17 protein-coding genes and 1 tRNA gene are annotated in these 21276 nt (G+C 70.6%); 5 read left to right on the top strand and 13 right to left on the bottom strand.

Annotated features, from left to right (window positions below; genetic code table 11):
* Positions 1-36: 36 nt before the first annotated feature.
* The 4 genes from AC3IF1_RS23150 to AC3IF1_RS23135 form a co-directional block, all read right to left on the bottom strand.
* A complete protein-coding gene (locus tag AC3IF1_RS23150) occupies positions 37-3234 on the bottom strand; it encodes an efflux RND transporter permease subunit (protein ID WP_243970640.1) in 3198 nt (1065 codons plus the stop codon).
* Positions 3235-3341: 107 nt separating this feature from the next.
* Positions 3342-4496, bottom strand: coding sequence for an efflux RND transporter periplasmic adaptor subunit (locus tag AC3IF1_RS23145; RefSeq protein WP_489219514.1), 1155 nt, complete (start codon positions 4494-4496; stop codon positions 3342-3344).
* Positions 4497-4639: 143 nt separating this feature from the next.
* Positions 4640-4960, bottom strand: a complete 321-nt coding sequence (locus AC3IF1_RS23140; RefSeq protein WP_243970643.1) for a rhodanese-like domain-containing protein — start codon at positions 4958-4960, stop codon at positions 4640-4642.
* Positions 4961-5071: 111 nt separating this feature from the next.
* Positions 5072-6355, bottom strand: a complete 1284-nt coding sequence (locus tag AC3IF1_RS23135; protein ID WP_489219513.1) for a glycosyltransferase family 4 protein — start codon at positions 6353-6355, stop codon at positions 5072-5074.
* Between the two features lie 141 nt (positions 6356-6496).
* Here AC3IF1_RS23135 and AC3IF1_RS23130 point away from each other — a divergent pair.
* From AC3IF1_RS23130 to AC3IF1_RS23120, 3 genes are all read left to right on the top strand, one after another.
* Positions 6497-6573, top strand: a tRNA-Pro gene (locus AC3IF1_RS23130).
* Between the two features lie 240 nt (positions 6574-6813).
* Positions 6814-7470: a carboxymuconolactone decarboxylase family protein gene (locus AC3IF1_RS23125; RefSeq protein ID WP_489219512.1), complete on the top strand. Its 657-nt coding sequence runs from the start codon at positions 6814-6816 to the stop codon at positions 7468-7470.
* Positions 7471-7567: 97 nt separating this feature from the next.
* Positions 7568-7867, top strand: a complete 300-nt coding sequence (locus tag AC3IF1_RS23120; RefSeq protein ID WP_489219511.1) for a hypothetical protein — start codon at positions 7568-7570, stop codon at positions 7865-7867.
* A gap of 146 nt (positions 7868-8013) precedes the next feature.
* Here AC3IF1_RS23120 and AC3IF1_RS23115 read toward each other — a convergent pair whose 3' ends face one another.
* The 9 genes from AC3IF1_RS23115 to AC3IF1_RS23075 form a co-directional block, all read right to left on the bottom strand.
* Complete coding sequence (locus AC3IF1_RS23115) at positions 8014-8187, bottom strand: hypothetical protein (protein ID WP_489219510.1); 174 nt, start codon at positions 8185-8187, stop codon at positions 8014-8016.
* A gap of 138 nt (positions 8188-8325) precedes the next feature.
* On the bottom strand, positions 8326-9186 hold the full coding sequence (locus AC3IF1_RS23110) for an alpha/beta hydrolase (protein ID WP_489219509.1): 861 nt from the start codon (positions 9184-9186) through the stop codon (positions 8326-8328).
* A gap of 53 nt (positions 9187-9239) precedes the next feature.
* On the bottom strand, positions 9240-10562 hold the full coding sequence (locus AC3IF1_RS23105) for a hypothetical protein (protein ID WP_489219508.1): 1323 nt from the start codon (positions 10560-10562) through the stop codon (positions 9240-9242).
* Positions 10559-12337: an alpha/beta fold hydrolase gene (locus AC3IF1_RS23100; RefSeq protein ID WP_489219506.1), complete on the bottom strand. Its 1779-nt coding sequence runs from the start codon at positions 12335-12337 to the stop codon at positions 10559-10561. The genes AC3IF1_RS23105 and AC3IF1_RS23100 overlap by 4 nt, the downstream gene beginning before the upstream one ends.
* Positions 12327-14762: a glycosyl hydrolase 2 galactose-binding domain-containing protein gene (locus tag AC3IF1_RS23095; RefSeq protein WP_489219505.1), complete on the bottom strand. Its 2436-nt coding sequence runs from the start codon at positions 14760-14762 to the stop codon at positions 12327-12329. The genes AC3IF1_RS23100 and AC3IF1_RS23095 overlap by 11 nt, the downstream gene beginning before the upstream one ends.
* A 9-nt stretch (positions 14763-14771) precedes the next feature.
* On the bottom strand, positions 14772-15707 hold the full coding sequence (locus AC3IF1_RS23090; protein WP_489219503.1) for a DUF1839 family protein: 936 nt from the start codon (positions 15705-15707) through the stop codon (positions 14772-14774).
* Between the two features lie 40 nt (positions 15708-15747).
* The gene (locus AC3IF1_RS23085) at positions 15748-16704 is read right to left on the bottom strand and encodes an amino acid--[acyl-carrier-protein] ligase (RefSeq protein ID WP_489219502.1); all 957 of its coding nucleotides are present in this window, start codon (positions 16702-16704) and stop codon (positions 15748-15750) included.
* Positions 16704-17867, bottom strand: coding sequence for an acyl-CoA dehydrogenase family protein (locus AC3IF1_RS23080; protein ID WP_489219501.1), 1164 nt, complete (start codon positions 17865-17867; stop codon positions 16704-16706). The genes AC3IF1_RS23085 and AC3IF1_RS23080 overlap by 1 nt, the downstream gene beginning before the upstream one ends.
* Positions 17864-18118, bottom strand: a complete 255-nt coding sequence (locus AC3IF1_RS23075) for an acyl carrier protein (protein ID WP_243970667.1) — start codon at positions 18116-18118, stop codon at positions 17864-17866. The genes AC3IF1_RS23080 and AC3IF1_RS23075 overlap by 4 nt, the downstream gene beginning before the upstream one ends.
* Before the next feature lie 374 nt (positions 18119-18492).
* On the opposite strand from AC3IF1_RS23075, the gene AC3IF1_RS23070 reads away from it, so the two are divergent.
* Both AC3IF1_RS23070 and AC3IF1_RS23065 read left to right on the top strand, forming a co-directional pair.
* Positions 18493-19635: an acyltransferase family protein gene (locus AC3IF1_RS23070; RefSeq protein ID WP_489219500.1), complete on the top strand. Its 1143-nt coding sequence runs from the start codon at positions 18493-18495 to the stop codon at positions 19633-19635.
* 464 nt (positions 19636-20099) lie between these two features.
* Positions 20100-21269, top strand: coding sequence for a glycosyltransferase (locus tag AC3IF1_RS23065; protein ID WP_243970671.1), 1170 nt, complete (start codon positions 20100-20102; stop codon positions 21267-21269).
* Positions 21270-21276: the final 7 nt, after the last annotated feature.

Raw genomic sequence — 21276 nt, 5'->3', positions numbered from 1 at the left:
GATCCCCACGGATCCGGCGCGGCTGCGAACGGCGTATCAGCCGTGGGCGGGCGCGGCGTCCCCGTGATCCCCATGCGTGTGCTTCTTGCGGAACCGGCCGAGCCAGTTCGAGAGGTGCCGGATCACCACATAGAAGACCGGGGTCAGGAACAGGCCGAAGAAGGTCGCACCGATCATCCCGAAGAACACCGCGGTGCCGAGCGCCTGGCGCATCTCGGCGCCGGGACCGGTGGCGATCACCAGCGGCAGGGTGCCGAGGATGAACGCGAAGGCGGTCATCAGGATCGGGCGCAGGCGCAGGCGGCAGGCTTCCACCGCCGCCTCCACGGGGCCGCGGTGCTCGCGCTGCTCGATGTCGTGCGCGAATTCCACGATCAGGATCGCGTTCTTGGCAGCTAAGCCGATCAGCACGATCAGGCCGATCTGGGTCAGGATGTTGTTGTCCTGCCCCCGGAACTGCACGCCCGCCAGCGCGGCCAGCACGCCGGTCGGCACCACCAGCAGGATCGCGAGCGGCAGCGCCCAGGATTCGTACTGCGCGGCCAGCACCAGGAAGACAAGCAGCACGCCCAGCGCGAACACGGCGCCGGCGGTGCCGCTCGCGGCCTTCTGCTGGAAGGCGATCTCGGTCCAGTCGTAGGCGAAGCCGTCGGGCAGGGCCTTCTTGGCAATCGCCTCCATGGCGTCGAGGGCCTGTCCGGTGGAGACGCCGGGCTTGGCCACGCCCTGTACCGGGACCGAGTAGTACAGGTTGAACCGCTGCACGATCTGCGGGCCGGTCACGTCGCGCACGGAGGCCAGCGTGCCCATCGGAACCAGCGCGCCGGTCGAGGAGCGCACCTTGATCTGCGAGATGTCCTGGATCGAGGTGCGGAAGGCGGCGTCGCCCTGCAGGCGCACCTGGTAGATCCGGCCCAGGGTGTTGAAGTCGTTGACGTAGGTGCCGCCGAGATCGGCCTGGACCGACGAGAACACGTTGGCCAGCGGCACGTTCAGCATGCGCGCAATGGTGCGGTCGATGTCGAGGAAGAGCTGAGGCGTCGAGTTGTCGAAGGTCGTGAAGACGCGCTGGACATCGGCGCTCTGGTTGGCCTGACCGATCACCTCGCCGGCCGCCGCCATCAGTGGCCCGATATCCGAGGATTGGCGGCTCTCGATCTGCATCTTGAAGCCGCCGCCATTGCCGAGGCCGCGGACGGGCGGCGGCGGAATGACGATCACCCGCGCCTCCTGGATGTCCGCGGTGGCCTTGAGCACCTCGCCGGTGATCACCCCGGCACTGCGCCCCTGACCGGCGCGTTCCTTGGCCCCCGTGAGGGTGAGGAACATCACGCCGGCATTGGTGGTGTTGGTGAAGGTCGCCCCGTCGAAGCCCGCGATGATCACCGCGTTGGCGACGCCGGGCACCGTCCTGGCCTGCTTGGCGGCCCGCAGGATCACCTCCGTGGTGCGGTCGAGGGAGGCGCCGGAGGGGAGCTGCACGACGCCGATCAGGTAGCCCTGGTCCTGGTCCGGGATGAAGCCCGTGGGCGTGGTCTGCGCGAGGTGCAGGGTGCCGGCGATCACGGCGGCATAGACCAGCAGCATCACGCCGATGCCGACGATCCCGCCGGTGAGGACGCGAATGGCCCGGCCGTAGGCGTTCGACGTGGCATCGAAGGCGCGGTTAAAGCCGTTGGCCAGCCAGGCCACGAACCGCGTCAGGAAGAACTTCGGCTCCTTGCGGGCGTGGTGCGGCACGAGCAGCAGCTTGCAGAGCGCCGGCGACAGGGTCAGCGAATTGAAGGCCGAGATCAGCGTCGAGGCCGCGATGGTCAGCGCGAACTGCTTGTAGAACTGGCCCGAGATGCCCGGGATGAACGCGGTCGGCACGAACACCGCGGCGAGCACCAGCGCGATGGCGATGACCGCGCCGCCAACCTCGTCCATGGTCTTGTGGGCGGCGTCGCCGGGGGAGAGCCCCTCGGCCATGTTGCGCTCGACGTTCTCCACCACCACGATGGCGTCGTCGACCACGATGCCGATGGCCAGCACCAGCCCGAACAGGGTTAGGTTGTTGAGCGAGAAGCCGAAGGCCGCCATCGCCGCGAAGGTACCGATTAGCGACACCGGAATCGCGATCACCGGGATCAGGGCGGTCCGCCAGCTCTGGAGAAACACCAGCACCACGATGACGACCAAGCCGACCGCCTCGAACAGGGTCTTGTAGACCTCCTGGATCGACTCCTCGATGAACTCGGTCGGGTTGTAGGCGATCCGGTACTCGACGTCCGGCGGGAAGTTCTTCTTGACCGTCTCCATCACCTTCTTGACCGAGGTCGCCGCGTCGAGCGCGTTTGTGCCCGGCCGCTGGAAGGCGCCGATGCCCACCGCCGGCGTGTCGTTGAGGTAGGAGTTGGTCGTGTAATCCTTCTGGCCCATCTCGACGCGGGCGATGTCCTTCACCCGGACGAGGCGCCCGTCCTGCGCCTTGATGATCACCTCGGCGAACTGCTCGGGCGTCTTGAATCGCGCCTGCGACTGCACGACGAGCTGGAACGCCTCGCTGGGTGCCGCCGGGGGGCCGTTGAGCTGGCCGGCCGCCACCTGGACGTTCTGCTCCTGCAGCGCCGTGGTGACGTCGGTCACCGAAAGGCCGTAGGCGGCGAGCTTGTTGGGATCGACCCAGATCCGCTCGGCGTATTCGTTACCGCCGAAGATCGTGATGTCGCCGACGCCGTCGAGGCGCAGCAGCTCGTCGCGGATGTTCAGGTAGATGTAGTTGGCGAGGTAATTCTGGTCGTAGGTCTTGTTGGGCGAGAGCAGGTGCACGACCAGCATCAGGTCGGGCGAGGCCTTGCGCACGGTGACGCCGAGGTTGCGCACGTCCGGCGGCAGGCGCGGCTGGGCGACCGAAAGGCGGTTCTGCACCAGCACGTTGGCGATATCGAGGTTGGTGCCGACCTTGAAGGTCACGGTCAGCAGCATGTTGCCGTCGTTGGTCGACAACGACGTCATGTACAGCATGTTGTCGACGCCGTTGACCTCCTGCTCGATCGGCGTCGCGATCGTGGCGGCGACGGTCTCGGCGTTGGCGCCCGGATAGGAGGCGCGCACGGTCACGGTCGGCGGCACGATCTCAGGGTACTGCGAGACCGGCAGGGTCTCGTAGGCCACGAAGCCGAGGATCAGGAAGACGATCGACGTGACCGACGCGAAGATCGGCCTGTCGACGAAGAAGTGGGCGAAACGCATCGGTCAAACCTCTGAGGCCCGCCGGTCACCCGGCCGGGGCCCTGCGTCATCGGTGCGGCGCGCGCCGTGCGGCGCGCTCGTAGGCAGTCGCGGCGAGCCCGTCGGGCTCACGTCTTGCTCGGGGGCAGCTCGACGGTCTCGGGGGTCACCTTCGCGCCGGGCCGGACCCGGGCGATACCGTTGACCACCACCGTCTCGTCGCCCTTCAGCCCGGACTGAATCACCCGGTAGCCGTCGACCTTCGGCCCGAGCACCACGTCCTTCTGCTGGATGACGTTGTCGGCGCCGACCAGATAGACGATCCGCTTGTCCTGGTTGGCGGCCACCGCCTCGTCGGGAATCATCACCCCCTGGAACGGCTTGGTGGCGGGCATCGACACGATGCCGAACAGGCCGGGCTTGATGAACAGGTCGCCGTTCGGCACCGTGGCCCGCAGCAGAATCGTGCCGGTGGCGGTGTCGACCCGGTTGTCCACGAAGTCGAGGGTGCCCTTGCGGGTCGGTTTCGCCTCGCCCGAGAGCGAGATCAGGATCGGCACGCCCTTGCCCTGCTGGGTCTGGCCCATGCCGATGCCGAGGCTGGTCTGATATTTCAGGAACGCCTTCTCATCGACCGTGAAGCTAAAATAGATCGGGTCGAGCGACACGATCGTCGTCAGCATCGTCTGGTCGGCGCTGACGATGTTGCCCTCCGTGACCAGCCGCCGGCTGATCCGGCCGTTGATCGGCGCCTTCACCTCGCTGAAATCGAAGTTGAGCTGGGCATTGTTCAGCGCGGCCTGGGCGCTGTCGACATCCGCTTGGGCGGTCTGCGAGGCCTGCCGGCGCTGGTCGGTCACCTGCTCGGAGATGTTTCCGCTCTTCGAAAGGGTCTGCGCGCGCTCCAGGTCGGTCTGCGAGAACGACTGGCGCGCCTTGGCCGAAGTCAGCGCCGCCTGGGCCTGCTCCAGCGCGGCCTTGTAGGGCCGCCGGTCGATGACGAACAGGACGTCGCCCTTCTTCACCGTCTGGCCGTCGGTGAAGTTGATCTTCTCCAGGTACCCGGTGACCCGCGCACGGACCTCGACGTACTCGATCGGGTCGAAGCGGCCGGTATATTGGTCCTGCTCGACGATCTGACGCACCACCGGCTTCGCCACGGTGACCTTCGGCGGTGGACCACCCGGGGCCTGGGCGTGCGCGGGCGTCGCGAGCGGACCTGCGGCGAGGCCGGCGGCCAGTCCTGAGAGAACGGTGAGGAGGCTGGTAAGCCGGCTGCGCATCGGGTCCTGCTGTCCATTGGCCGACCGAGGGTCGCGCCGAGCTTGACGATAGTTCCGCCGCAGACGCGCCGTAACCCGCGGGCAACGATGTTGCTTGTGCGCGAGCGCACATGACGGCAGCGCAGTCCGGATTGATCCGGCCGCTACGCGATCGTTTCCCCCGCCCCGTACCAGTCCTTGAAGCCGCCCTTGTAGTGGCGGGTGATGTCGAGGCCGGCATTCTGCGCCGCGATCAGCGCGTGGACCGAACGCACTCCCGAGGCGCAGGAGAAGACGGGCTGCCGCCCGTCCTCGGCCACGAGGGCAGCCACGGCCTCCGGATCGAATTCGGAGAGCGGATGCGAGACGGCGCCAGGAATATGTCCAGCGCTGTATTCGTGCGGTTCGCGTACATCGATGATCAGCATCGTACCGTCATCGAGCCCGCGCTTGACCGTATCACGATCGAGGTCGACCACCTGCATCGGCAGGATCTCCGTTCCACCCGAGATTGTTCGGCCGACAGGCTGCATCCGCCTCGCAGACCGACGCTTTTCCTTATTGATCGGGCCGGGGCGGCGCAACTCGGGCCATGGTCAGAGCGCCGCCAGGGTCGGTCCGACCGCGTCGAAATGGGCCGTCCAGTCCGGCGGCACGTAGGCGTCGAGTCGGGCGGCCAGGTCCCGCCGCAGCGGCGAGGCCGGAGCGGCCAGCGCCTCGATCGCCGCGAGCCAGCCCGGACCGTCGAGGGGATCGCGGAACAGGGCGAAGCCGTCGGCGATCTCCCGATGGACGGGGATGTCGGAGGCCACCACCGGCAGCCCGGAGGCCGCAGCCTCGACCAGCGGGATCCCGTAGCCCTCCGTGAACGACGGCATCAGCAGCGCCGTGCAGCTGCGCATCAGCGCCGCAAGGCCGTGGGTGGACAGCCCCGTGGCCTCGATCACGTGGGCGCGCACGCCGGGGCACCGCTCCAGCATGTCGATGGCGCTCTCGGCCTCCCAGCCGCGGCGCCCGACCACGACGAGGCGCGGCGCGGCGGCGCCGTGGCGCTCGGCCAGGAGCCGCCAGATCTGGAACAGCAGCAGGTGGTTCTTGCGCGACTCGATCGTGCCGCACACCAGGAAGGTCGGCCGGTCGGGCCGGAACCGCGGCCCCGCGCGCCCGAAGGCGGCCTCGACGCCGAGATGGCCCACCGCCACCGGCGGCCGGCCGAAGCCTTCGGCGGCCAGGTGTTCGAGGGTGCGCCAGCCGGTATCGTCCGAGTTCGCCAGGATCGCAGCGGCGTGCCGCCCGATGGTGCGCAGGCGCGCCCTGTGGCGCTCGGCCTCGCCGGCGCGGCCGTATTCGGGATGGGTGATCGGGATGAGGTCGTGGACGAAGAAGGCGGCGCGTACGTCCCGGCGCGTGTAGAGCCAGTCGAAGCGCCGGGGATCGTCGAGGCGCAGGTGCGAGGTGTGGAGGTAGAGCGTGTCGCGGGGGAGCGCGGCCACCGGACGGCCGCGCAGCACGATATCGGCCGCCGTCCGGGCCTGGATCCGGCGCCGCGCATGGGTGCCAGTCCGCCGACCCGAGGCCTCAGACGCCGAGTCGAGCCCGGCTGCGCCGCAGCGCGAAGCCAAGCGGCGGTAGATCGGATCCGCCTGCGCCTCCCGGTCCTCGACCCAGCCGGCCGCCACAGCCTCGACGATGGCGAGGGACCGGTCGCGGTCGAGGACCCGCGGCCCGAACGCCGTGGAGACGACGCCGAAGCCGGTTCGGTCACGACCGAGGAAAGCGCGGGCGTAGGCGAGATCGACGCGATCGATGCCCGAGGGGCTGGCGTGGCGCAGGCGCGTGACGAGGCGCGTGAGATCGAAGGCGATCGGTCGGTCGGTCATGATCCTCGGGCGAAACCGGGGGCAGGCGCTCCCCGTAGCGGCCGGAGACGGCGAGCGCCAGCGCGTCCGGCCCAAAGCAGCGGTTCGAAGGGGTTGCACCGGCGGGGCACGAAGGCTATGAGCCCGGAGCCCTTGGGGCATCGGAGTGTAGCGCAGCCCGGTAGCGCACCTGTCTGGGGGACAGGGGGTCGTCGGTTCAAGTCCGGCCACTCCGACCATTTTTGATTTGCTCTGGCAATGCGTTAGCAGAGGCGGTCTTCGGGCCGCCTTTCCCATGTCTGAACCCCGGATGGCTCACCGCCATCCGAGGATCACGACGGAGCCGGAGACCGCCACGGCCGCGGCCCTGACGGTGGGCGGCTCGCGCCACGCCGGGCGACTGGATCTTCGCAGGGGCATGGCGGACTATCCCCGCCCAGAGAGGCGCGCCAAAGCGTGGCCGTACCAGGGAGGGATCGATGGGCTTGTTCGGAGCCAAGGGGCATGCGGCCGCGGCCATCGTGACGGCGGCCGGCGGATGGCTGGCGGCACAGACGTCCTGGGGCGCGCCCGGCCAGGAACCGCGGTTCCCGCAACTGACGCTGGATCAGCTCACGCCGGCCCAGCGTCCGGTCGGCGAGAAGATCATGAAGGTCTCGAGCGTCGGGATCGGCGGCCCGTACAACCCGATGATCCGCAGCCCCGAGATGGCGCAGCGGATGTACGACCTCCTCGATTACCTGCGCTGGCACACCTCGGTCCCGACGCGGCTGAACGAGTTCGCCATTCTGATCCAGGGGCGCCTCTGGCGCTCGCAGGTCGAGTGGTATGCCCATTACCCGCTCGCGATCAAAGCCGGGCTCTCCGAACAGGTCGCGGCCGACCTCAAGGCGAACAGGCGGCCGGAGGGCATGACGCCCGACGAGGCCGCCGTGTACGACTTCTGCATGGAGCTCTCCACGAAGCAGGCGGTCTCCGACGAGACCTTCGCGCGCGCCAAGGCGGTGCTGGGTGACCAGGGCGTCGTCGACCTGACCACGCTCACCGGCACCTATGTAACGATCGCCATGCTGCTGAGCATGGCGCAGGAGGGCGTGCCCCCCGGGAAGGAGCCGCCGTTCAAACCGGGCGAGTAAGCGGCAGCTGCGCGACGGTATGGCGCCTGGGTTCGGCGGGCTGAACTTCGCCGAGCGTCAGCCGTTCCCGAGGCGCAACACTCGTACGGATGAGCTCATGACCCGCACTCTCGTAGCCCTGGCGAGCGCCCTCGGCATCGCCCTGGCCGGTCCTGCCGTGGCGCAGGTGGTCACCGGCGGCGCCGGCAACACCGGCGTGGCCCCACCGGCCACCACGGGCGGTGTCGCCCCCGGGGCACGCGATCTCGGGCCCAGCCCGATCACCCGGGGGAACGAGGCCAATTCGAGCAACTCGTCCGTCCCTGGCACAACGCCGGATGTGAACATCGGTGGCACGCCGACCGGTGGGCCGCCCGGTACCGGAGGCACGTCGGGCGGCCCGTCGCTCGGCCGATAAGGCCGCCTGGATATGCGCCTCACGGAACGCGTAGAGCGCCGTGATGGCACCCAGGTCGACATCGTGGCCATCGGGCGCCGCAGCAAGGAGCGCCGGTGCCGTGCGAGGCCGGCGCGGGCGCGACGGCCGGAATGCCCGGTGACCCGCTACTCGTCGGACGCGCCGGCCGCCTCACCGCCGACCACGGCGGCGGCATAGGTCATCTCGCGCGCGGCACGCTGCAGTTCGGAATGCGCGATACTGTCGGCGAGCTTGACGAGGCTCACGAGCAGCAGCGCGAGCAGCAGAAAACGGCGGAGCGTGAGCGCGGCGACGGGCATGGGGAGCGCCTCGTGGAGACGCCTGAACGCTATCCGAGCCGCCGCGCGATGGCTGCAACGGCGAGAGCACAGCGGCACGAAATGACAACGGCCATGATGTGGCGGCGATCCGGCGCGACGGTGACGACGGCCCGTGCGCTACGGTCCGGCATGCGCGCCCGCCACGAACCGCGCGACATCGTCCGCGGTCGGGGCCATGAGGCTGAAGGGAAAGCTCAGCGACCGGACGATCTGGCCGTGACCGAGCCCCGCATAGATGTGCATCTCCTGACGGGCGTGGTCGTCGCGCAGCCGATCCGCGAGCGCCATCGTTCCGGACGGCCGGACGTCCTGGTCCGCGGCGCCGGTCAGCAGCAGCAGCGCCGGGTGCGGGCCGGCGGCGTGATTGATCGGCTGCAGGGTGGGGTCGGCGCCGGTGAAGACCTGCGCGTCCAGCGGATCTGTCAGCGCGGTGACCGCGTAGGGTCCGGCGAGGCCGACGATTCCGGCCAGATCCTCCGGGCTGGATCCGGCCTGCTTGAGCCACGTCGCGTCGAGCCCCAGCATGGCCGCGGCCCAGGCGCCGGAGGAATGGCCCGCCACCACGACGCGGCGGGGATCGCCTCCGAACTCGGGCGCGTGGGCGATGGTCCAGGCGACCGCCGCGGCATTGTCGGCCAGGATGCCGGACAGGCTGGCCGCCGGAAAGTGCCGGAACTCGGGGATCACCACGACGAAACCCCGGCGCGCGAAGGCGGCGCCGACATAGGCGACCTCCTCCTTGGAGCCCGTCCGCCACCCGCCCCCGTAGAGGAACACTAGGACCGGGCTCGGACCGGGCACGCTCGGCCGGTAGATGTCGGCCTCGTGCCGGCTCCCGGGGGCGTAGGCGAGGTCCCGGTCAACGTGGACCTCCACCGGGGCGAGGAGGTTCAGGAGCACCAGGGTCGCGCTGACGAGCTTGTCGCAGAGGAGGCTCAACATGGGATGCGCACCGCCCTCGACGCCGAGTCCGGGCACCGGACCAAAGCTCCGGCCGCCGCTTTCGCAAAGGAATGTCGCCCCATCGCCACTCACAGCACCTCCAGCACGCCGAGCCGGTCGGTGACCTGAAGCGGGACGCGCCGATCGGGCGGAAGCGCATGAACACTCACGGAGCCGTCATCCGCGAAGCGATGCAGCCGCACCGCCCGCGGCTGCTGCGACAGGCGGATCTCGACCGCCCGCGGGGGAGCGTCGGGTCGGGGGGTGCGGCTGCGCCGGTCCCACCCGTCGAGGCCGAGCCAGACCGGCACCAGAACAGCGCCGTCCCGCCGGGCGAAGCGGGCGGTCACGAGGTCGGGGGTCGCGGCGGGGGCCGCGACCTCGACCGCCCCGGCGAAAGGCGCGCCGGCCGCCTCGCCGCCACCGAACAGCCGGACGAGGCTGCGCAGGGCCGCGAAACCGGGGGTCGGCCGGCCGTCATGGGCGAGGAGGCCGAAGCGGCTCTCCGGGTCGCCGTCGCCGTGATCGAAGCTGGAGATGAGTTCGTAGAGGTAGGTCCGGCGCACACCCTGCAGGTAGCTCCACAGGAGCAGGCGCGGGATGTAGCGCGCCCGGATGTCCTCGGAGACCGGCAGGTGGGCGCTGCCGGTGGCGAGCGCCGTGTGGTAGCCGTTCTCGGTGGCGATCACAGGCGCGGGCCCGAAGACCGGCCGGGCCGCCGCGACGAAACGGGCGAGGCTGCCGCCGCCGCTCGTCTCGGGGTGCTCGGCCCCCGGATAGGCATGAATGTTGGCGAGATCGACCACGGCCGCGAGATCCTGCGCGGCGGCGACGTTGCCCTGGATGTAGCTCGGTCCGGCGACCCTCACGGATCGATGCCGGGCATCCGCACGCACCGCCCGGAACAAAGCCGCCTGATGGTCGGCGGAGAGGCGTGGCAGGTCGGGCCGGCCGGCAATCGGGGGCTCGTTGCCGCCCTCGGCCACAACGAGCCCGCCGCCGGCCCAGCCGGCGATCTCGGCGAAGCGCTCCGGGGGAACCCGCGGCCCCGGCGTCAGACCGTCATAGAAGACGAGGCTGAAGCGATAGCCGCGTTCGGCTAGGGCGGCGATCCGCGCGAACTGGCCGGCCGGCTCGCCGCCGGTGAGTACGATGTCGTCGCGCAGATGGCGCAGGCCGAGCTCGTCGAGGGCGGCCGCGCAGGCGGCGAAGCGCTCGACATAGGGGCTGCCGCCGTGGCCGAGATGCACGTTCACGCCGATGGAATCGATCAGGTCCTCGCACCGGTGCAGGGGCGCGGCTGAGGCCCCCGTGGCCAAGCCCCCCGCCGCCAGGGACCCTGCGGCCAGCGACCCTGCGGCCAGCGACCCTGCGGCCATCGTCATGGCCGACCGGCGCGTGAAGGCCGTCATGTCGCGACCATGTGCCAGGTGGCCACGGCCCGATTCGGCTTCCTGGAGCGCGCCGCGGGAACGCGCCGTGCCGCGCGCAGGAGGTCGCGCACCGCGAGGCCGAGCACCGCCTGCGCCGCGGCCGAACCGAGGTTGTGGTCGGCATCAGGCACGATCGTCACCGGGGCACCGAGGCGCCGTCCGGCGCGGCTCGGCGAGCGTCCGAGGTGACGGCGCAGGGCGGCCAGGCCGGGATCGCCCGCGCTGTAGACCAGGCGGATCTCGGCGCCGCGGCGCCGGATTGCGGCCACGCGCCGGGCGACCGACCCGCCCGGAGCCTGCATCCGCCAAGCGCGTCGGACCCGCCGCAGCGCCGCGTCGAACCCGCGCCGGGCCAGGACACCGGCGATCGCCCCGACCCGGATCTGGCCGCGGATCAGGCGGCGCCACGTGGCGCCCTGGGTCAGGAGCGCTGCGTAGGTGGCGGCGCTGCCGTAGGTCTGGCGGATCACGCTGTCGACATCCTGATCCGGATCCCAGTCAAAGCAGTGGAGGTTGACCAGCAGCGCCCCGTCGATCCGCGGATCCCGGCAGAGCGCGTGGAAGGCCGCGTAGGCCCCGCTGCAGCCGCCGACGAGAACGATCGGGCCCCCTCGGGCGAGATGGTCGACCGCCCGGACCACGTCCGCGTAACCATCCGGGGCGAAAAGTGGCCGGCCGCCGTCCGCACGCCCGGCGCTGTCGCCGATCCCGCCAAGGTCGAGGCGGAACGAGCCGACGCCCTCGGCGGCCAGATTCCGGGCGAGGCGGGTGGTCTGCCGCCCCCACCCCGAGCGCACGGTCATGCCGGTGGAGACGAAGAGAATTGTCGGCGTGCTGGGTTCCGGCCTGTGCGGGGTGCAGCGGATGCCGAACAGGCCCGAATCGAGCCGGATCGGCTCCTCGGTCCAGTCCGTGCCCGCCAAGCGCGCCGGGGGCGGGACCGTCGCGGCCGCCTCCGCCGGGGCGACCCCGTCCGCCACGAAGGCGGTGATACGCTCGAAATCCCCCTCCGGCACCTTCACGAAGATCGGATCGCCCACGAGATGCGCGAGACCGGCGAAGGGTCCCGCCTCAACGGCGCAGCCGATCGCGCCAAGGCGGGCGGCCAGCGCCGCCGGGTCCGGGGCGAGGAGCAGCACGCGGGGGGCCGGGGGCTTGGCGATCCGCGCGAGATTCAGCCCAGCGAGTTCGGCCAGGAAGGCCGCATCCATGCGGAAGCCACCGACGGTGAGACCCTCCAGCTCCGGGGGCGGAGCGGAGCCGTCCGGGAGGCGCCCGATCGTCTGCGCCCGCATCCGCATCTCGCGCAGGTAGGCCCGTCCGGTGGCGACCGGCGCGAGCAGGACGAGGCGGTCCACGGGCTCCGCCTCCGCGGCCAGGGCCGCGAAGGTCGCGCCGAGCCGTAGGCCGACGAGGACGATTTCGGCGACGCCGGCCGTCTCGCGCAGGAACCGGATCGCCTGGCCGATCGCCGCGACGGAGGCAGCGACCCCAGCGGCATCGAGATCGGCGGAATCGCCCTCGCCCGGGGCGTCGAAGCGCAGGGTCGGGCAGCCCGCACCGGCGAGCCTCTCGGCCAGCGCCCGCCAGGGGCGGTACGCGGCCATCTGCTCGAATCCATGCGCGCCGCAGAGGACCACGCCGCGCCGCCCGGGTGCCGGATGAAACCAGCCGAACAGACCCGCGAAGGTCACCGGAGAGGGATCGAGCGGGCCGGGGGCGGGGGCGATCATAGCCCGGGCTTCAGATGTCATGACCGAACTCCGCGCTCTCGCTGCTGTTGATGGCCCGGACGCTGCCGCGGGGGAGCCGGGTCCGGCCGGGGAAGGCGATCAGCCGCGCCGTCCCCGGCGCCAGATGGAAGCCGGTATCGGCGGGGCGTGCGCCGGGGGCCTGGATCTGGACGCCGAGGGCGAGGCGCTCCGTGGCGATGCGCAGCGCCGGACCCGACTCGGTCATCACCGGCTCGGCACGAAGCCCGATGGCGCCTTGGGCGATCGGGCGCGGGCCGGGGAAGTGGAAGCTCTCGGCCATGATACCTCCGTCCGCCCCGGTCAGGCACGCATGGGCGACATCGTGGATCCGCGGCCCGAACCGATAACTGTCGGTGGCGTCGAAGAAGCGGCCGAGCAGTTCGGCGGAGGTCAGGGTCAGCGCGGCGCGGGCGCCGAGCGTCACGCTGCGCTCGGCCCGCGCCGCGACCCGGCCGCCGCAATCGGCGAACGTCAGCGTGACGGTCAGCGCGCGGATGTCCGCGGTCTCGTTGAGGACGTGGAGGTGCAGGCCGTCCAGACCCTCGTCGGTGAGGAGAACCTGCACCGGGCGAAAGGCGCGCTTGAGCGCGTACCATGCGGATTTCGGCTGCTGCCGCCAGTCGATCACGCCCCAGCCGGCCCCCGGCCCGAGATCGCGCAGGGCCAGGACGAGGCCGCCCGCGGTTGGCGAGCGCGGCCGGCGCCACTCCGCGAATGTCGCCTCCATCACCTCGGCGACGGCGGCACGGCCGAGGTCCAGATAGCGCTCCGGGTCGTCCAGGCGCAGCGCGGCCGGTTCGACCCCGTAGAGGAGGCCGACGTAATGGTCGCGGACGGTCTCGAAGTCCCAATCGGCACCCCGATCGCGGGGGATGCCCCCCGCCCAGGCCGGATCGGTCGGATCGACGGGCCCGGGGGTCCCCGGCTCGGGCGGGTTGGCGAAGGCAAGGCACTCGCTGGCGAATCCGACCTCGGCCCGGCGGGCATCCGCGAGGGGCCGGCGATAGGCACCGACGCCGAAGTAATGCGTGCAGCCGGCGCGCGGGGAGAACGGCAGGGCCCCGCCGGAGGGCGAGTTGGGCACGACCACGAGGTCGGGCCGCTGGGCCGCCGCCAGCGTCGCGAGGGTCGTCTCGCAGAAGGTGTCGGCCCAGACGGCACGCGGGGCGCCGAGCATGGCGGCCTGCTGCCAGACCTCGCTGCCCCCGCACAGGACGCAGAGCGACGGCGCGGTCTGGGTGCGGTCGAGGAACGCCGTGACCTCCCGGGCGAGGCCGGCGGCGAAATCCGGATCGTCGTGCGGATAGTCGAAATTGGCCAGCATCAGGTCCTGCCAGACCAGGATGCCGAGTTCGTCGCACTGATCGTAGAAGTCGGTCGATGGATAGAGCGTCGTGCCCGGGACCCGCAGCATGTTCATGCCGGCTTCCCGGGCCAGCGCGAGCAAGGTCCGGGTCCCGTCAGACCCCAGCCCGACGAGATCCGGTGGCGTCCAGTTGGCGCCGCGGCAGAAGACCGGCACGCCGTTGACGGCGAGCGACAGGCCCTCCGCGAAGGGGCGGGTCAGCGACAGGGATCGGAAGCCGACCCGGCCGAGATCGACAAGCGCCCCATCGACCCGCGCCTCGACCCGGTGGAGATGCGGCGCGCCGTGGGTATGCGGCCACCACGGGGCGACCCCGGGCAGCACGAGTCCGCCGGCGAACAGGCCGGGCGCGATCTCGGAAAGCGGCGCCTCGCGCCCGTCGCACAGGAGCACCACCGCACCGGCCCGGCCCTCGATCCGCAGGCGCGCGGCCAGGCGACCGGTATCCCCATCCAGGGTCGCACGTAGGTCGGCGGACGCGAGTCCGGGGCGCATGGCCTCGACGGTGATCGGCCGGTAGGGGCCGACGAGGTCGATCTCAGGGCACCAGCCCGGCATGAAGCCCAGGGCACTGGTGCGCATGTGGCGCAGCGATCCCGGCGTGATCATCCGCGGCCGCCAGCGCCCGCGCCTGGACGGCCTGTCGAGCACCGGGCGCAGAGCGCGGAAGCAGAGCGCGAGATCGGACTCGGCACCGAGTTCGGCCTCGACGGCGTGCGGCTCGAACATCGTGCGGGCGCTGAGGAGCGGGGCGCCGTCGAGCCAGACCTCGGCAAGCGTCGCCAGCCCTTCGAACCGCAGGCGGACGGGGCCGGGACCGGCGAGGCGGGTCCGATACCAGACGTCGCGGTCGTGGATCGGCGTTGGGGCGGTCTCGGTCCAGCGCCCGGCCGCCGTGAGGGCGGACGCGGCGGTTCCGGGAACGTGGGCCGGGATCCAGTCGGTAATGCCCCCGAGATCGCCCGGGCCGACGCAGGCCCCGGGCGGCGTCAGGGCGAGCCGCCAGGGGCCGGCCAGAGACCCCGGCGCCCGCCCGTCGACGCTGCGGATGAGGGCCATCGGGCGACCCTAGCGGCCGAGGGCGCCGTCGAGGGACGCGAACACGCGCTCGTAGGTCGCAGCCAGACGGTCGAGGCGCGGCGCCAGTCCCTCGGCCTGGCGGCGGTGGAAGGCGCGGGCGAGCTGGAACTGGAACGCCTTCGCCTCGCGGCTCAGGCCGGCGGCCGCCTCGGCGGTGGGCGCAAAGGTGCCGGCGCCGGACGCGTCGAGCCAGGTGAGGTGGCTCGCCAGCATCTCGAAATTCGCGCCGAGCTGGCGGGTCGTGTTGAACGCGTAGGCGTGGAACACGCCGAGCGGCTGAACCACGAGCCCGTCGGCCGTGACGGCCAGCGCGTCGCGGAACGCCAGGACCGGGTTGCGCTCCGGCGCCCGGTCGCGATGCTTGGCGAGCAGGTCCAGGGCGACGCCCGGAAGCTCCGACGCGGGCAGGGGCGGGGCGACCGCCTTCACGAACTCGGCGTAGGGCGGCAGGGTCGCGGGGCCGAAGATCCCGGCATAGTCCGCCCCCGAGAGGCGGAAGCGGCCGGCATTGTGCAGGTAGTCGAGTTCACCCGCCGCCGGGTCGAGGGCGAGGATGCCGATCGTCGTCTTGCTGTGGTCGCCCCCGTAAGTGGTGCCATGGGTGTCGGGCAGGTAGATCGCGTCGACCTCGACCAGCACCGGCCGGCCGGCCGCCATCTGGGTCAAGGCGTGCGCCTCGAGACCGGCGTAGACCGCGAGCTCCAGCACCTCCAGGCCGTAGAGCCGCTCGATGTCGCCGGGCGGCGGCTTGAAGAAGGTGAACTGGTCGCCCTCGAAATCCTGCCGGAGCGTGAAGCCCAGCATCGCCTCCGGGACGAGGCCGCGACCGTGCAGCAGCTCGATCCAGAGGTCGACGTAGCAGTTGGTCTCCGGCCAGTCCCGGACCCCATCGTGGAGCGGATGCGGCACGTAGGGGCCTGCCATTCCGAGCCCCGAGGGCAGGCGCAACGCCGCGGTCACCGGCTCAGCCCCACAGCGCGGTGCGCACGGAATCGGGCCATGCGGCGAGGTCGAGACCGTGATGCTTCAGGAGCGCCAGGGTGATCCGCTCCAGGCCGAAGCCGACGCAGGCGGTGTGGGCGACGCCCCCGTCCGCCTGGCGCAGCACCCAGGTGCTGCCGAAATGGTCCTGGTGGTAGTTGAAGCTAAGGCAGGCGGTCGGCTTCTCGACGCTGTTGACCGGCACGTTCAGCTCGAACTTGAGGCCCTGCGCCCGCTGGTTGTTGGCGAGCATCCGGCCGGCCCGCCCGAAGAACGGGTCGTTGGCGGCGTCGATGGCGACCGGCAGGCCGAGATCACGCATCATCGCGGTGCCGCGCTCCAGCCAGGATTCGCGGAAGGCCAGCACCTGTTCCGGGCTGCCCATGCGCACGTATTCGCGCATCCGGAACAGCTGCATCCGGGTCGGCTCCGCCGAGGGTTCGCGCCGGAAGCAGTAGGATTGCAGGTCGAACAGGCGCCCCTCGGCGGGCAGCGCCCCCCGGGCGGCGGCCACCGGATAGAGCGGGTAGCAGGCGGCCGGCGTCAGGACGACGTCGGTGGCCTCCTGCTGGCCGGTCCAGTCGCGGCCCTCCTCGACGCAGGCCAGGATCTCGGCGTGTCCCGCGCCATCGCCGCAGAAGCTGTGGATCGTGCCGGCGAGGTTCGGAAAGCCCTTGAGATAGCCGCTGCGCTCGAAGGCCGGCCGGCTCATGCCGGGCGGGAAGCGCATCACCTCGGCGCCGTCGGCGGCGCCGAGGCGCGAGATCAGGCGGTCGAGGGCCTCGACCACGCTCTCGAAGGCGCCGCTGCGGCCATAGAGGCCGTCGACGCCGGTGCGGATCAGCAGGCCGTGGTCGAACAGCCGGTCGAGGAAGGTCGGGCCGCCCTCCGGCTCGTCGTCGAGGATCAGGTCGCCCTGGGGAGAAGAGATCGAGTCCATCACGCGCTCATGAGCTGGCCGCTGCCCTTCTGCACGAGCAGGAGCTTGGCGGTGTTGGCGAGGATGCGGTCGTTGCCGATCATCAGCGGCGCCGAGAGGACGTCGCGCAGGGATCGGCCGAGGCTGTAGGGGGTGTCGTTCTTGTAGCCGGAGAGCCCGACGATTGAGAGGGCGCGCCGCACGATGTCGACCGCCATGTCCGAGACGGTGACCTTCAGGTTGTTGAGCATCACGCTGAAGCCCAGAGACCCGATCGTGTCGGCATCGCCGTGCGCGTCCTCGAACCGGCGCAGGGCCGACACGACGGTGCCGCGCATGGCCTGATGGGCGTTGACGACCTCGGCGAGCCGGAGCGCCGTGGGCGGCACCTTGCCGGGGGCGCGGCGCGCCTCGGCCTGGACGAAGGCCCGGGCGCGGTCGACCGCGTAGGTGGCGATGCCGTACCAGACGCTGCTCCACAGCAGGTGCGACGAGGCCAGCATCGAGACGGCGGCGATCTCGGCGAAGGGTTTGGGCAGGATCTGCTCGACCGGCACGCCGCGGGCCTCCAGACGGAAGCCGTCGCTGCAGGTGCCGCGCATGCCGAGCGTGTCCCACTGGCTGGTGCGGGCGAGCGAGATCTGATCGGCCATCAGCGCGACCAGCACCTGATCGGAGGTCGCGGCCTCCGGGTGGCGCCGGGCGGTGGCGAGGATCAGGTCGGCCTGGGCCCCGTAGGAGATCACGGAGGCGTCCTTGCCCAGCGAGAAGGTCTCGCCGGTCGTCTCGACCGCGCAGAGGGAGTTGCGCAGGTCGCCGCCGATGCCGGCCTCCGTGGTCGAAGAGGCGACGAGCAGCTGCTCGCGGGCGATCCGCTCCATCAGCCGGCAGTGCCACGCGCTGTCGAGCCCGTGGGTCACGAGGCTCGACACCTTGATGTGGTGCATGGCGAAGACCATCGCGGCCGCGCTGCAGGCATGGCCGAGCGTGCTGCAGACCTCGGCGATCTGCACCAGCCCGGCGCCCTCGCCGCCGAACTGTCCCGGGATCTGAAGGCCCAGAAGGCGCTCGTCCTTCAGGGCGGCGACCGCTTCCGCGGGGAAGCGGCCCTCGCGGTCGACGGCATCGGCGTGGCGCGCCGCCACCGCCGCCGCCCGCTCTGCACGCGCGGCCAGGGTGCTCATGCGGCTTCCTGCCGAACCAGGGTGGACACGGCCTCGCTGATCGCGCGGATCGACGAGAAGGACTTGCGGTTAAGGAGTTCGTCGGGGAACTCGATGTTGAAGCGCTCCTCGAGCGCCAGCATCAGCTGGACCGAGCCGAACGAGTCGAGGCCCATGTCGAACAGGCTTGCGTCGTCGGAGAGCTGATCGGACTTCCCCGCGAAGGCTTCGTTCGAGCCCAGGATCTCACGGATGTCTTGGGAGATGTTCAAGGGGGAACTCCTTAATTCAGTGCGCGGCACTTTATTGATCCGCCCCGCTGGGCGTCAAATATTCTACTGATTAATAGTAAACAATCACACCATGCGCAGCGCGAAGCTGGGAAGCGTGGCCATGAGCAACCGGACTGCACCGGCTTGGCTATAATGGACGTCAGCGCCTTTATAATGACTTTCCATCGCATATTGACGCGTGTTTCAGCCCGGACATGTGGACAACACTGTTCCGATCCCCGTGTCGGGCCGGGCCTGGGCAGCTTATTCAGCACGAATCGCGAGTCTCCGTGACTCGGCGGAGCCGGTTCCGGCATGGTGGCACGTCCTCGCCCCACCCCGGCGGGCAACCTCCCGCGGCTAGCCGGCGCGCCATGCTCTACAATCTCCAGATCCTGCGTGCCCTCGCGGCCTACCTCGTCTTCCTGACGCATTTCGGCCTCTACGCGGTACCGGTCCTGCCGCGGCCGGATTTCCTCGCCTTCGGCGCGGCCGGCGTCGATGTCTTCTTCGTCCTGTCCGGCTTCATCATGTTCGTGAGCACAGGCGCGCGTTCCGCCCGAGGGGAGGGGGGTCCGGCGCAGGCGGGCGCGTCGCGCCGGGACCGAGGCGAGGGGATCGGCGCCTTCCTGGTGCGGCGGGCCGCGCGCGTCATTCCGGTCTACTGGCTCGTCACCCTGGGTCTCACCCTCATGGCGCTGGCGGGCCTGAAGCCGATCGGCATCATGGAAGTCCGGCCGGAATACCTGCTCCAGTCGCTGCTGTTCCTGCCGTTCTCGCGGGGCGGCTACGTCGAGCCGCTGAATTCCGTGGGCTGGACGCTCAATTACGAGATGTTCTTCTACGCGGTCTTCGCCGGGCTGCTGCTGGTGCCGACCCGGGCCATGCGCGCCCTCGCGGCGGTCGCGATCTTCCTCGGCCTGAGCCTGCTGGGGCAGCTGCCGGTCCCCGGACTGTACTGGGCCTATTACACGAAGCCGATCGTGCTCGAATTCGCCGCGGGCATCGGCCTCGGCTATGCGTATTTGCGCTTCGGCGCTCCACCGGCCGGCTTCCCGGTCCGGCGCGTGGTCGGCAGCGCCGTCGTGATGGCTGGACTGCTCGTCCTCGGCGGCCAGGCCGGCGCCTACGCCCTCGGCGTGCAGCCCGAATTGACGGGGTTCGTCCGCCCCCTGGTCTGGGGTTCCGCCGCCAGCCTGATCGTCGGCGCGATGCTGCTGCTGGAGCGGGGGGGCATCACCCTGCGCTCCCGCTGGCTGCTGTCCCAGGGGAACGCCAGCTACTCGTTCTATCTGGTCCACAACCTGCTGCTCCACGCCGCCTCCAAAGTTGCGGCTGTTCTCCCGGTCGCCGGCGGCGTACGGGCCGTGCTGATCTTCCTGCTGGCCTTCGCAGCGTCCGCTGCGGTCGGGGAGGTGCTGTACCGGCGCGTGGAAGCCCCGATGAACGCGGCCCTCCGGCGGCGCTTCGACCGCCGCCCGCTCCCCGCACCCTTGCCCAGCGCGCTGACGCCGTAACGGCGATCCCGACAGCCGACCGCGCATACGCGATTCAGGGCGGGGATCGGCGGCCGTGGATTGGGGGAGGGCGGGCACGTGGCCATCCTGGACTGCCCCAAGCGCCGACCATGCGATGATCCCGAACGCGAAGGGTGAAGGCGCTGGCCCGCACACGATGGGGCAGGGCCGTCGCTGTCCTGCCGGGCGATGCTGTCCTGTGCCCGCGTCCAGCCGATGAGACCACCACCGACGGATGCGGCCCAACCAATATATTAACCATACTTACAAATGAAAATTAAGTCTGTTACCGATCACGCTCGCCCGCATAAGCACTAATTTCCGCGGCGGCTCCCGTATTCACTCCTTTTTTAAAGGCAATGTCCCATCTAGGGTCCGGTCTGTGCCTCTGCTCACCGTTTCCTGTGAGGTCGGCCGGCAGAAACTCTTTCTCCCGGCCGCGGCGCGTCGACGAGGTAGCTGTGATGCGTGTCGCGATTGTTCACGACTGGCTGTACGTCGTCGGCGGGGCCGAGCGCGTCCTGGAGCAGTTGCTGAAGCTGTACCCGGACGCGGACGTCTTCACGCTGTTCGACTTCCTGCCGGCGGCGGACCGGACGCGGATCGGCTACGAGAACGCCCGGACCAGCTTCATCCAGCGCCTGCCCTTCGCCCGCACGCGGCACCGGGCCTACCTGCCGCTGATGCCGATCGCGATCGAGCAGTTCGATCTGTCGGCCTACGACCTGATCATCTCCAGCAGCTACGCCGTGGCCAAAGGGGTGCTGACCGGGCCCGATCAGTTGCACGTCTCATATGTGCATTCGCCGATGCGCTACGCCTGGGACCTGCAGCACACCTACCTGCGCGAGAGCGGCTGTGACGCGGGCGTCAAGAGCCTGGTCGCCCGCCTCATCCTCCACCGCATGCGCCTATGGGACGTGCGCACGGCCTCCGGGCCGAACGCGATCGTGGCCAACTCCGCGTTCGTCGCGCGGCGCATCCAGAAGGTCTACGGCCGCACCGCCGAGGTGATCCATCCGCCGATCACCCTGTCGAGCCAGCGCTTCGACGGCCCGCGGGGCAACCACTTCCTCGTGGCGAGCCGGCTCGTTCCCTACAAGAACGTGGAGGCGGTGGTCCGCGCCTTCGCGCTGCTGCCGGACCTCCACCTCGTGGTGGCCGGCAGCGGCCCCGATGCCGCCCGGCTGCGGGAGATCGCCGGGCCCAACGTCTCGTTCGTGGGCTTCGTCTCCGACGAGGGGCTGCGCCAGCTCATGGCCACCGCCCGCGCCTTCATCTTCGCCGCGGAGGAGGATTTCGGCATCATCGTGGTCGAGGCTTCCTCGGAGGGCACCCCGGTCCTCGCCCTCGGCCGCGGCGGTGTGCGCGAGACGGTCCAGACGCGCGGCCCGCAGCGGACCGGCATGTTCTTCGACACGCCCGATCCCGAGGCGATCGCGGCCTGCGTGCACGGCTTCATGCAGCAGGAACACCATTTCACCCGCGAGGCCTGCCGGGCGCAGGCCGACCTGTTCTCGGCCGAGCTGTTCCGGAGCCGGTTCTCCCGCTTCGTCGATGAGCAGATGGCCCTGCACCGGGCGGCCTGCGAGCCCCGGACGCGCACCCTCCCGCGCCTCGAAGCAGTGGGCTGAGACCGAT

It is taken from the genome of Methylobacterium sp. E-012, assembly GCF_057836545.1.
The sequence above is the reverse complement of the archived record's forward strand: the minus strand, read 5'-3'. Positions and strand labels throughout refer to the sequence as shown.